The organism is Kitasatospora sp. NPDC094016, assembly GCF_040304045.1.
Taxonomy (GTDB): Bacteria; Actinomycetota; Actinomycetes; order Streptomycetales; family Streptomycetaceae; genus Kitasatospora.
This window is the reverse complement of sequence record NZ_JBEOUK010000002.1, coordinates 263098-274782: the sequence shown is the minus strand read 5'-3', so window position 1 is coordinate 274782 and position 11685 is coordinate 263098. Positions and strand designations below refer to the sequence as shown.

12 protein-coding genes are annotated in these 11685 nt (G+C 73.1%); 7 read left to right on the top strand and 5 right to left on the bottom strand.

The annotated features are described in order from the left end of the window. Window positions 1-210: 210 nt before the first annotated feature. Window positions 211-1338: an FAD-dependent oxidoreductase gene (locus tag ABT015_RS03000; RefSeq protein WP_350876124.1), complete on the bottom strand. Its 1128-nt coding sequence runs from the start codon at window positions 1336-1338 to the stop codon at window positions 211-213. Window positions 1339-1463: 125 nt separating this feature from the next. On the opposite strand from ABT015_RS03000, the gene ABT015_RS02995 reads away from it, so the two are divergent. The 4 genes from ABT015_RS02995 (at window position 1464) to ABT015_RS02980 (ending at window position 4508) form a co-directional block, all read left to right on the top strand. Next, the gene (locus ABT015_RS02995) at window positions 1464-2105 is read left to right on the top strand and encodes a TetR/AcrR family transcriptional regulator (protein ID WP_350876122.1); all 642 of its coding nucleotides are present in this window, start codon (window positions 1464-1466) and stop codon (window positions 2103-2105) included. Next, window positions 2102-2506 (top strand): hypothetical protein, encoded by a 405-nt coding sequence (locus ABT015_RS02990; protein WP_350876120.1) that lies wholly within the window; start codon window positions 2102-2104, stop codon window positions 2504-2506. Before ABT015_RS02995 ends, ABT015_RS02990 begins: the two co-directional genes overlap by 4 nt. Window positions 2507-2874: 368 nt before the next feature. Continuing rightward, a complete protein-coding gene (locus ABT015_RS02985) occupies window positions 2875-4158 on the top strand; it encodes a glycosyltransferase 87 family protein (RefSeq protein WP_350876118.1) in 1284 nt (427 codons plus the stop codon). A gap of 167 nt (window positions 4159-4325) precedes the next feature. Further along, window positions 4326-4508, top strand: a complete 183-nt coding sequence (locus tag ABT015_RS02980) for a hypothetical protein (RefSeq protein WP_350876116.1) — start codon at window positions 4326-4328, stop codon at window positions 4506-4508. A 2-nt stretch (window positions 4509-4510) separates the two neighbouring features. On the opposite strand, the gene ABT015_RS02975 is transcribed toward ABT015_RS02980, so the two are convergent. Next, a complete protein-coding gene (locus tag ABT015_RS02975) occupies window positions 4511-5143 on the bottom strand; it encodes a peptidase inhibitor family I36 protein (RefSeq protein ID WP_350876114.1) in 633 nt (210 codons plus the stop codon). Between the two features lie 289 nt (window positions 5144-5432). Here ABT015_RS02975 and ABT015_RS02970 point away from each other — a divergent pair, with 289 nt between their 5' ends. Continuing rightward, window positions 5433-5813 (top strand): VOC family protein, encoded by a 381-nt coding sequence (locus ABT015_RS02970; RefSeq protein ID WP_350876112.1) that lies wholly within the window; start codon window positions 5433-5435, stop codon window positions 5811-5813. 206 nt (window positions 5814-6019) lie between these two features. Here the strand turns inward: ABT015_RS02970 and ABT015_RS02965 are convergent, their stop codons facing one another. The 3 genes from ABT015_RS02965 to ABT015_RS02955 all read right to left on the bottom strand — a co-directional run bounded on the left by ABT015_RS02965 (window position 6020) and on the right by ABT015_RS02955 (window position 9350). After that, window positions 6020-6811, bottom strand: a complete 792-nt coding sequence (locus ABT015_RS02965; RefSeq protein WP_350876336.1) for a nucleotidyltransferase domain-containing protein — start codon at window positions 6809-6811, stop codon at window positions 6020-6022. Window positions 6812-7015: 204 nt separating this feature from the next. Then, window positions 7016-8044 (bottom strand): SDR family NAD(P)-dependent oxidoreductase, encoded by a 1029-nt coding sequence (locus ABT015_RS02960; RefSeq protein WP_350876110.1) that lies wholly within the window; start codon window positions 8042-8044, stop codon window positions 7016-7018. Window positions 8045-8141: 97 nt separating this feature from the next. Further along, entirely contained in the window at window positions 8142-9350 is a 1209-nt protein-coding gene (locus tag ABT015_RS02955) for a UDP-N-acetylglucosamine--N-acetylmuramyl-(pentapeptide) pyrophosphoryl-undecaprenol N-acetylglucosamine transferase (protein ID WP_350876108.1), read from the bottom strand. Window positions 9351-9469: 119 nt separating this feature from the next. On the opposite strand from ABT015_RS02955, the gene ABT015_RS02950 reads away from it, so the two are divergent. Next, complete coding sequence (locus ABT015_RS02950; protein WP_350876106.1) at window positions 9470-10156, top strand: response regulator transcription factor; 687 nt, start codon at window positions 9470-9472, stop codon at window positions 10154-10156. Then, the gene (locus ABT015_RS02945) at window positions 10153-11553 is read left to right on the top strand and encodes a sensor histidine kinase (protein WP_350876104.1); all 1401 of its coding nucleotides are present in this window, start codon (window positions 10153-10155) and stop codon (window positions 11551-11553) included. Before ABT015_RS02950 ends, ABT015_RS02945 begins: the two co-directional genes overlap by 4 nt. Window positions 11554-11685 lie beyond the last annotated feature (132 nt).

The window sequence follows — 11685 nt, the reverse complement described above, 5'->3', positions numbered from 1 at the left end:
CCGCGCCGAGCGACACCGTGCACCCAATCCCCAGCCTCAGTCGCTTCAGTCCCTGCCGCCGCTCTGACCTGCGTCAATGCGCAGCGACCGAAGGGACCGGACAGCCCGTGGAAGCCGACGGTCGCTCGATCCGCCCTGGACGACTCCAGCCGTGCGCGCCCGAACAGCCGGCGCCTGAGCTGAGACGGTCAGCGCCCGGGTGGAGTCGGTTCAGGGGGCCGTCGCGGGAACGAGGTGGTCGAGTCCCTGCGCGCTGCCCGTCGCGGCCTCGATCGAGCGCGGCAGCATGATGCCCTCGTAGGCGCGGACGGCGTCGTCGACGCCGGGTTCGGTGGCGAGGGCGTGGGCGAGGTCGGAGCCGTCGAGCATGGCGAGGTTGGCGCCCTGTCCGACCGGGGGCATCAGGTGCGCGGCGTCGCCGAGCAGCGTGACGCCGGGAACGTGCTGCCAGGTGTGCGGGGCGGGCAGGACGAACAGGGGCCGGCTGACGAACCCGCTGTCGCCGTTGCGCAGGACGTGGCGCAGGCTCTCGTCCCAGCCGTCGAACGCCCTCAGCAGGTGCGTCCGCACGGCCCGCTGGTCGCCGAGGTCGATACCGGCGGCCGCGTGCCAAGCCTCCGGCACGCGCAGCGCGATGTAGACGCGGATGTGGCCGTTGCTGTTGCGCTGGGCGACCAGGGACCTGCCGGCGCCCTTCGCCAGCATCGATCCGTTGCCGACCAGCCGCGCGAGGTCGGGGTGGCGGGTGTCGCAGTGGTCGAATCCGGTCTCGACGAAGGTGACACCGGTGTAGCCGGGTACGGCGGGCGACAGGGCCGGGCGGACGCGCGACCAGGCGCCGTCGGCACCGACCACCAGGTCGAAGTCCTCGGCGGTACCGTCACCGAAGCGCAGCCGGCAGGTGCCGTCCGTCAGTGGGGTGACCCCGCTGACGGCGCGGTCCCATCGCACCGTGCCCTCGGCGATCGAGTCCAGGAGCAGGCCGCGCAGTTGGCCCCGGTCGATCTCCGGCCGGCCGCCGTCGGCGGAAGGCCCCTGCTGCGCCAGGAGTGCGGCGGTGGCGAAGTCGAGCACGCGCCACGCGTCTCCTTCGGGGCGGGCGAGGGCGTGGAACCGGTCGAGGAGCCCCGCCGCGCGCAGGGCGGCCTGGCCGGTGTCGGCGTGCAGGTCGAGGGTGCCGCCCTGCGGACGGGCGTCGGCGGATGCCTCGCGTTCGAACACGGTGACGGAGCGGCCGTGTTGCTGCAGGACCCGGGCGCAGGTGAGGCCGCCCAGGCCGGCGCCGACGATCGCGATGCGGGGATGGCGGGGGTGGCGGGGATCGCGGACAGAGTTCATGGAAGTGCCCCTCGGGAGGTGGGTGGGCCGCTGGGAGGCCCGACACCACCAAGAAAGCACACTCGCTAAATAAGCGCAATGACTAAACTTTTGCAGCGGATGCACTTCGCCGGTAAGGTGGGCACGTGACCGAACCGACCGGGCGCCGCGAGCGCAAGAAGGCCCAGACCCGCCAGTCCCTGGCCGACGCCGCACTCGGCCTCTTCCTCGAACGCGGCTACGACCAGGTCGGCGTCAAGGACGTCGCCGACGCCGCCGACGTCTCGGTGACCACCCTGTTCAAGCACTTCTCCGGCAAGGAAGCCCTGGTCTTCGACCAGGAGGACGACATCGAAGCAGCACTCGTCGCCACCGTCCGCGACCGCACCCCCGGCACGTCCATCCCGCAGGCGCTGCGCGAACACCTCCTGCTGGCGCAGACCCAGTTCGCCGTCCACACCGCGGACCCGCGGTTCGCCGACTTCACGCGCATGGTCCAGGAGACCCCCGCGCTGCGCGACTACGCCCACCGCATGTGGACGCGCCACGAAACCGCCCTGGCGCGAGCCATCGCCGAGGCCGTCGCCGCCCCCGAGGACGACGTCAGCTGCGCCGCCCTCGCCCGTTTCGCCCTTGAGGCCCGCAGCCTCATCCTGCGGCACCCTGAACCGCGCCGAGCCGCCGACGAGGCCTTCGCCCTGCTCGAACACGGCTGGACAGCCTCCCACCCGGGCGACCCCGCCGGTCCGCCCCTGCCTGACACGGCAGCCCGGAGGACGCGGGCATGATTCCTCTCCCTGTGCTGCCCCCGGGGGCCACGTGGTGCGACACCGGCACAGGTGTCTTCTGCTACGCGGCCCGGGTCGAAGGGCGATGGTGGGTCCTGCGACTCAACGACTTTCCCGAGCATCCCCTCTACACCTTCTTCATCGACGCACAGGTCGTCGGTGACGTGACCGATGATCCGGCCGTCTGGCAGCAGCTGCCGAGCCCTGAGGCGCTCCCCGCGCTCCCCGCGCTCTCCGCGCCGGAGCTCACGGAGGTACTCCGCCTCATGGCCGGCCTCGGCCCCTACGGCGCCGAGGCCGGTACCCCGTGCACAGGCGACCGGTGCACCTGCAGCATCCTCACGGACGGGTACGCGGCCCAGCTCAACACCCCTCCACCGACTTCTGCGGGGCAGCAGTAGGACGATCGGCGGCCGCGGGCGTTGTGGGCCGGCGCCGTCCGCGCCGCCCGGGTCCGCTCTTCTCCGTGCCCTGGCGGTCCGGGGCCACCAGAGTGCCGGTGGACACGGGCGCCTATGATCGGCCGGGGGCGGATCCGCCCGTTCGCGCACCACCCGCCGGATGCCACCGTCGAGGCAGGCCCACGGGAACGGATCGCGGGAACGGGCCACGGGGGCGGACCAAGGGGTGAGGCACGGAGGGCTTCCGGGTCCGGCTGCCGCCCTGCGGACGGGGCTCCCCCACGGAGGGCCGCGGTACCGGCCCCGCCGTCCGACCCACGGCACGCACCCCGGCCGGCCCGCCGCACCGCCGACCCGAATGGAGACCGATGTCCGAGATAACCGCCGAGGAGCCGCGTCAGAGCACGGCCGACCCCACGGTCCTGATTCTGGCCGCGATGGCGGCGGTGATGGCCGCACTCTCGGTCCGCATCCTGATGCTGGACAACGAGTCGACGGACTTCTACTACTTCCTCGGGCCCTGGTACCAGTACATCGCGAACAACGGCGGTTTCCACGCTCTCAGCGGCACCGGCTTCTCGGACTACAACGTCCCCTACCTGTACCTGATGGCCGCGCTCACCTACCTTCCGGTGGCCGCGCTGACGGGCATCAAGTGCATCTCGATCCTGTTCGACCTGGCGCTGGCGTACTACACGTTCCGCATCGTCTCCCTGCGGTCGCCGCAGCAGCCCTGGCGGGCCCTCGGCGCGGCGGTGATCGTCCTCTTCCTCCCCACGGTCGTGACCAACAGCGGCTGGTGGGGCCAGGCCGACGCGATCTTCACGACCTTCCTGGTCGGCGGCGTCTACCACATCCTGCGCGACCGGCCCTGGTGGGCCTGCTCGTTCTTCGGGATCGCGCTGGCGTTCAAGCTCCAGGCGATCTTCCTGTTCCCGCTCCTGCTCGTCCTGGTGCTGGCGCGACGGATCCCGTGGCGAAGCCTGCTGGCCATCCCGGCGGTGTACGTGGCGCTCGACATCCCCGCCATGCTGCTCGGCTCCGACCCCTGGCAGCTGCTGACGGTGTACGCCCGGCAGCCGGACACGTACAAGGACCTCACGCTCAACGCGCCGTCGGTCTACCAGTTCGTCTCGGTGCCGTTCGAGGAGCAGGACGGCGTACGGCACGCAGGTGTGCTGGTCGCGGGCGCGCTGGTGCTGGTGCTGATCGGGCTGGCGGTCTGGGCCATCCGCCGCGCCGGCGGGGCGGCGGCGCCGAAGAACGGACCGGCAGTACGGGAGGGGCAGCCGAAGCTCACGGACACGGGGCTCCTGCTGCTGGCCGCCGTCTTCGCGATCGCGGTGCCGTTCCTGCTGCCGTCCATGCACGAGCGCTACTTCTACGTGGCGGACGTGATCAGCGTGATCATCGCCTTCCAGCTGCCCCGGCGGCTCTGGTACGTGCCGGTCCTGGTCCAGCTGTCGTCCTTCGGCAGTTACCTCAAGTTCATCGCCCCCAGCGTGTCGCCGTACCTGTCGATGCCGGCCCACGGCGTGCTGATGCTGCTGGCGCTGATGGCCGTACTCCGGGCCGCCCTCGGGGAGTTCCGGCGCTCGTGGACTCCGGGCGACCTCGAACCGGCCCCGGGGCCGGGGGCGCTGACCGCGTAGGTTCGCCGCAGCGCCCGGTCACGCGCCTTCGGGCGGTGGCCTTCCTCCCCCGCGGGGGCTCCCTCGACCTGATGGGCCCCTCTCGCGTCAACTGCGCTTGACGCGAGAGGGGCCCATCGTGCCGTGGCGGTACGGGAGTTGACCACGAGCGCTCTACCCTTGGGGCCATGAAACCGCAGTACGTCACCATGGCCCTCGCAGGCCTTCTGATCGGAATCCTCGCGTTCGGCGCCGGCTGGTACACGGCCCGCGCCCGGGAGACCGCTCCGGCCCCGACCTACATCATGGTCACGCCGGAGCCGGTCACCGCAGGCACGATCTCCCCTCCCGCCTCGGTCGGCGCGCGGTAGGGCTACTGGCGAACGGCCCAGAAGCGGTCGGCCATGTCGTCGTAGCCGACCGACGCGGACAGGGACTCCGGCGGCTCCTTCCAGAGCATCTGCCACTGGCCGTCGCCCGGGTCGTTGTCCACGATCACCTCCAGGCCGCGGGCGGTGTTGACCCAGCTGCTGGTCTGGTCGCGGAACCCGTAGTCGGCGAAGTACACCGGCCTGTCCTCGTGGAAGAGGTTGAACTGCAGCCTCCTGCCACCCCAGTTCTTGTCGGCGTAGAAGCAGTAGTAGGAGGGTTCGCTGGTCGGGGCCGGGCACTTCTTCCAGTCCGCGCCCCTGGCGGACCGACGGTGATGGTCCCCGCTCCACGGCGGAGCCTGCGCCTCGCCCGGCAGCGGCAGGACCACCACCGCCCCGTCCGGGTAGGTGATCTCGTTGGCGGCGGTCTGCTTACCGTCCTTGCTCGCGGTGAGTTGGGCGTCCACCGCCTGCTGCAGCAGGTCGCGGTCACCGCGGGCCAGGTTTCTGATGGCGGGCCGCGCGTCCTCGCCCGTACTGGGCGCGGCGGCGGCCCGCGCTCCGAGGGGCACAGCCAGGAGCACGAAGGCCACGACCCCACGAACGAGGAGACTGCGGACTTGAGAGTGCGTCATATTCCAACGGTAGCGATACGCATACGATATGTGATGCTCGCGTCTCGATCAGGGGCGCGAAACGGCACGCACGCGCTGATCGATCGAGACCTGCGCCCGGAAGTGCATCTGCTGCTCGCCCGGGCTCGTCCGCACTCGTTCAGGCGCGGGGCTCGGCGCACGGCCCGGAAATCATGTCGACCGTGCTCGCCTCGTCCGGTACGGTCGCGGAGTTGTCTCGCTGCCGGGAGCCCGTGCGGTTCGCGTGTGGCCTCCCCGGCGGTTCCCCGGCTGAGAGCAGGTGTTCGTCATGGCGTGTCGTATCGGTGAGTTGGTGCTCGGTTGCCGCGACCCCGAGGTGCTGGCGCGGTTCTGGTGCGAGGTCCTGGACTTCGTCGTGCTCGGTCGCGAGGACGACGGCTCGATGGAGATCGGGCCGCGCGAAGGGTTCGGCGGTGCGCAGCCGACGATCTTCCTCAGTCGCCGGGACGAGCCGGAGGCGGGCAAGTCCCGGCTGCACATCGACGTGAACCCCACCGACCGCGATCAGGACGCCGAACTCGAACGCCTCTTGGCGCTCGGCGCACGCCCGGCCGACATCGGCCAGACCGGGCAGGAGCAGTGGCATGTCCTGACCGACCCCGAGGGCAATGAGTTCTGCCTGCTCAAGGCCCGCATCGACCCGCTCTGATGCGCGTCGGCCACAGCTCGGCGCCAGGTTCCGGACGCCCGGGGCGGGCCGCCGCGCAGTCCAGAGCGGCGGGGGTGTCGTGATCGTGCGGTGAGCGAGGTCTCCGGCACAGGGCCCGTCGGCCAGGAAGGACCTGGACGCCGGAGACCTCATGGCCGGGTGTTGACGAAGAACTCCGCGCCGGAGGTTCCCGGTCCTCCGTGCCGCTACTCGGTGCGGCTCCGGAGCGCGGCAATGGTCTCCTCGACCAGCAGCCGCGCCTCGGCCACCGTTGCCGCCAGCAGTTCGGCGCTCGCTCCGGGCGCCCCCAGCAGGTGGCGGACTCGCGGGCCGAAGCCGGTCGGCGCGGCCGGTAGCGTCTCGGCGGCGGCCAGCGCGCCCTTCTCGTTGAGGCACCAGCGCCGGTCGTCGGCGAACATCGCCTGCACCAGTACGCCGACGGCGCGGGACAGGCAGAGCGAGACGTACAGCGTGTCCGCCCGTACCGCGCCCTTCGCTGCGGCGGCGACCAGGAATTCCGCCTCCCAGGCTCCCGCCGTCAAGGCCTCTCGCAACGGCTCGGGGTAGGCCTCGGCCAGCTGTTGAAGATTCGTCAGCTCGCGGGTGGGGTCGGTCAGGACCTGGCCGAGTGCCACCTCGCCCGCGTAGCAGGGCGACCAGAAGCCGAGGGGATGCCCTGCCTGCACGCCGACTTCGTACCGGCCCTCGCGGCAGTCCGCCCACACCTGCTCGACCCGGTCCACGTCCCGCAGGATCCAGTCCACCGCCACACCGTCGACGTGCAGCCACGCGCCGCCGTTCACCCACGGGCCCCAGCCGCCCGGGCCTGCCACCTCCACCTCGGGGCCGGCCAGCGCGCGCAACGCGGCGAGATCGAGCCCGCCACGGTAGTAGACGCCGAGGTCCCAGTCCGAATCCGGCCGGTGCTCTCCGCGGGCCCGGCTGCCGCCGAGCATGACTCCGACGACGCCCGGCACCTCGGCCAGGCGGTTGGCCATCTCCTCGACGATCGCTCGCACGGGGCGAGTCTGGCAGTCACCAACGCGTCGGGCCAGCGATTTGCGCCAGCAGTCGGCCGAATGCGAGGGCTTCGGGGGCGGGTGCGTCCGTCGGGCCTGATCGGGATCTCGGTGCCGGAGCCGGTGGTCGGCTCCGGCACCAAGGCCGCTGCCCGACAGGCCAGTTGGCCGCAGGGTGCGGCGTCAGACCTGGTAGCGGTCCGGGGCGAGCAGGTGCAGGTGTTCGGCGACCCAGTCCGAGGTGTGGCGCAGGCCCTCGTCCAGGCCGACCCGGGGCTGCCAGCCGGCCAGGTCGCGCGCCTTGCGGTTGTCGGAGAGCAGCCGCTCGACCTCGCTGCCGCCGGGGCGCAGCCGGGTCGGGTCGACGACGATGTCGGCGTCCCGGCCGGAGGCGACGATCAGGGCCTTGGCCAGGTCGCCGATGGACACCTCGCTGCCGGTGCCGAGGTTGACCGTCTCGCCGAGCACGCGGTCGGCGCGGGCGATGGCCAGGAAGCCCTCCGCAGTGTCGGTGGCGTACGTGAAGTCCCGGGTGGGGGTGGTCGAGCCGAGCCTGATCTCCCGTGCGCCGGAGTGGAGTTGGGCCAGGATGGTGGGGATGACGGCGCGGGCGGACTGGCGCGGGCCGTAGGTGTTGAACGGGCGGACGACGGCGACCGGCAGTTCGAAGGCGTGCCAGTAGGAGAGTGCCATCATGTCCGCGCCGATCTTCGAGGCGGAGTACGGGGACTGCGGCTGGAGCGGGTGGTGCTCGTCGATGGGTGCGGTGATCGCGGTCCCGTACACCTCGCTGGTGGAGGTGTGCACCAGGCGGGCGCCGTGCCGCAGGCAGGCGGCGGCGACGTTCTGGGTGCCCACGACGTTGGTCTGCACGTAGGCCTCGGGGGCCTGGTAGCTGTAGGGGATGCCGATCAGCGCGGCGAGGTGGAAGACGGTGTCGCAGCCGGCGACGGCGTCCAGGACCCGGCCGGCGTCGCGGACGTCTCCGGCGAGCATCTCGACGGGGCTGTCGGGGTCGGCCAGGTAGTGGGCGAGGTATCCGCGCTCGGCGTACGGCTTGTAGTGGACCAGGGCCCGGACGCGGGCGCCGCGGGCGACCAGCAGGTCGACGAGGGTGCTGCCGATGAAGCCTTCGGCGCCGGTGACCAGGACGGTCCGGCCGGTCCAGTCCTGGTGTGCGGCGGGGGTGTTGGGGTGGGCGGGGCGGTTCATTGTGGTCCTCCGGTGGTTCGGGGCGGGTGGTCGGCGGTCAGCAGTCAGGTGGTCAGCAGTCAGGTGGTCAGCGGTCAGGTGGTCAGCGGTCAAGCGGTCAGCGGTCGTACGGACCGGGGACGGGGGCCGGGACGGCGGGCGGCGCGGGCGCCGGGGTCCGGCCGATGACGCGGAGCACCTTGGCGGCCAGCAGGTCGGCGGCACGCGCGTGCTCGCCCGGGTCGGCGGCCTGCGCCATCGCGGCGAGCCGGGCCGGATCGGCGAGCAGCGGTTCCACCAGGGCGGCCAGCCGTTCGCCGGTGCACTCGCCGTCCGGCAGCAGCAGGCCGGCGCCGGCGTCGGAGAGGACGCGCGCGTTGTGGGTCTGGTGGTCGTGCGGCGCGTGCGGGTAGGGCACCAGCACGGCGGGCATCCGGAGGCTGGAGAGTTCGGCGACGGTGGCCGCGCCGGCCCGGCACACCATGAGGTCGGCGGCCGCGTAGGCGAAGTCCATCCGGTCCAGGTAGGCGACGGCGTGCGCCGCGGGGTTGCCGTCCAGCGCGGCCCGGACCTGCGCCAGCGCGGCCGGGCCGGTCTTGATCAGCAGCCGCCGGTCGGTGCGGTGGCGCCAGCGTCCGGCCAGCTCGACGGCGGCCGCGGTGAGGCGGGCGGCGCCGAGGCTGCCGCCGTTGAAGACCAGCAGCCGGACGCCGTCCGGGACGGCGAAGTGCCGACGGGCCTCGGCGCGCAGCGCCGCCCGGTCGAGCTGGGCGACGGCGCCGACCAGCGGCATCCCGACGGTCTGTGCCGAGCGGCCGGCGGGCAGGTGCTCGCGGGTGCGGTCGAAGGCGAGCGCGATGTGCGGGGTGAGCCGGGCGGCGAAGCGGTTGGCCCGCCCGGGCACCGCGTTCGACTCGTGCACCACGCTCGGCAGCCCGGCCATCCTGGCACCGACGATGACCGGCGCGCTCGGGTAGCCGCCCATGCCGACCGCGACCTGCGCGCCCTGGGCCCGCAGGATCTCCCGGCAGTCCCGGCCGGAGCGCAGCAGCGCCGCGGGCAGCAGGTAGCGGCGCGCGCCGAGGGAGGCGTCGAAGGGGATCATGTCGACGGTGTGCAGCCGGTAGCCGGCCTGCGGGATGAGGGTGGTCTCCAGTCCGCGTTCGGTGCCGACGAAGGAGATCACGGCCCGCGGGTCGGCTCTGCGCAGCGCCTCGGCCAGCGCGAGGCCCGGGTAGATGTGTCCGCCGGTGCCGCCGGCGCCGATCACCACCGACAGGGGGCGGGCCGGATCGTGGTGGGCGTGGTTGCCGTGTTCTGTCCGCATGCCGTCGAGCTTGCTGAGGCCGCCTAAGAGACTTCTCAGAGCCGTTCTGCGGGGGTCGTCGGCAGGGGAGACGGGCGAGCTAAGAGGTTTCTCAGATTCGTTCTGAGAGGGTTGCCCGCATGAGCAACGGGCAAAGGGTGCTGGTCGTCGACGACGATCCGGAGGTACGGGCCGCCGTCGAGGACGGGCTGGCCGTCGAGGGCTACCAGGTGCGCGGCGCCGCCGACGGGCTGGCGGCGCTGAGCGAGGTGGCCGGCTGGCAGCCCGACGCGATGGTCCTCGACCTGATGATGCCCGTCCTCGACGGGCTGGCCGTCTGCCGCCGGCTGCGGGCCCTGGGCGACCGGCTCCCGATCCTGGTGCTGACCGCGCGCGACTCGGTGAGCGACCGCGTCGACGGCCTCGACGCGGGGGCCGACGACTATCTGATCAAACCGTTCGCGCTGGACGAGTTGACCGCCCGGCTGCGCGCCCTGCTGCGGCGCAGCGCCCCGGCCGCCGAGGACCCCGGCTACCGCTTCGCCGACCTGGAGGTCGACCCGGCCACCCGGACCGGGAGCAGGGCCGGGCGGCCGGTGGAGTTCTCGCGCACCGAGTTCGCGCTGCTGGAGGTGCTGCTGCGCCACCCCGGCCAGGTGCTCCCGCGCGAGGTGATCATGGAGCGGGTGTGGGGCGCCGACTTCGGCCCCGACTCCAACTCCCTCGCCGTCTACGTCGGTTACCTGCGCCGCAAGCTGGAGGCCGGCGGCGAACCCCGGCTCGTGCACACGGTGCACGGGGTCGGCTACCGGCTGGACCGGGCTTGAGGGCGCACGCACGCTGGCGGCGCCGGCGCCCGCTGCGCACCCGGCTGGCGCTCGCCTGCACGGCAGCGGTCGCCGTGGTGGCGCTCGGGATCAGCGCGGCCGCGTTCAGCATCGTCCGCTACGAGCTCAACCACCAGCTCGACCAGCACCTCACCCAGCAGGCCACCCTGGTGCAGCAGCAGCACCGCGACCAGGGGCCGCAGGTCGTCTACGGCGAGTGCAACTTCCTGGCCGCCCCGGCCTGCGCCCAGATCGTCTCCGCCGACCCCGGCAAGGCGCCGACCGAGCCGTACCTGCTGCCCGTCACGCCGGCCACCCGCCAGGTCGCGAACCGGCAGCGGGCCGGCTACTTCACCGACCTCACCATCGACGGCCACCCGGCCCGGATGCTCACCACCCCGATGATCGCGGCGCCGCCCGGCGCCCGGCAGGCCGTCCAGGTCGCGCTGCGCGCCGACAGCGTCCAGGAGGGGGTGCGGCAGGCCGGCGCGCTGATGGCAGCCGTCGCGGCGGCGGGCCTGCTGCTGGCCGCCGTACTCGGGCGCACCGTGGCCCGCACCGCCCTCGCCCCGGTCGCCCGGCTGACCCGCACCGCCGAGCGGATCGCCGACACCCGGGACGCGGGGCTGCGGATCGAGCTGCCGCCCGGGCGTCGCGAGGACGAACTGACCAGGCTGGCCGGCAGTTTCAACACCATGCTGGGCGAACTGGAGCAGTCCGTGGCCGCCCAGCGCAGGCTCGTCGCCGACGCCTCGCACGAGCTGCGCACCCCGCTGACGGCGCTGCGCACCAACGCCGAACTGCTGGCCCGAGCCGACCGGTTGACCGAGGGCCAGCGGGAGCGGGCGGCGGCCGCGCTGCATCGCCAGCTGCGTGAGGTGACCGGCTTGGTGAACGACCTCATCGAACTGGCCCGCGACGAGGAGCCGCAGCCGCTGCTCGAACAGGTCGCGGTCGGCCGGCTCGTCGAGCACTGCGTCGACACCGCGCGCGGCCACTGGCCGGCGATCGCCTTCACCCTGGACGACGACGCGGACGGCTACGCGGGCCGCGCCACCACCGAGCGCACCGTCCCCGGCGTGCCGGCCCGGCTGGCCCGGCTGGTCTCCAACCTCCTCGACAACGCGGCCAAGTTCAGCCCGCCGGGCGCCACGGTCGAGGTCCGGCTCACCGCGGGACTGGAACTGACCGTCCGCGACCACGGCCCCGGCATCGCGCCCGAGGACCTGCCGTACGTCTTCGACCGCTTCTACCGGGCCTCCGCCGCCCGCGCCCTGCCCGGCTCCGGGCTCGGGCTCGCCATGGCGCGGCAGATCGCCCACGCGCACGGGGCCACCCTCACCGCCGAGGCCGCCCCCGGCGGCGGGGCGCTGTTCCGCCTGCGGCTGCCGGGCTGAGCGGGCCGCGACGGCCCGCGGTCCGGCGGCCCGACCGCCGGGCAGCGTGCCCGGGCGGTGCGGCTCCCGGACGACCACGGCGTCGGGGATGCGGGGTCTGCCCTCCCCCGCCGCGTTCCAGGTGTCGCCCGC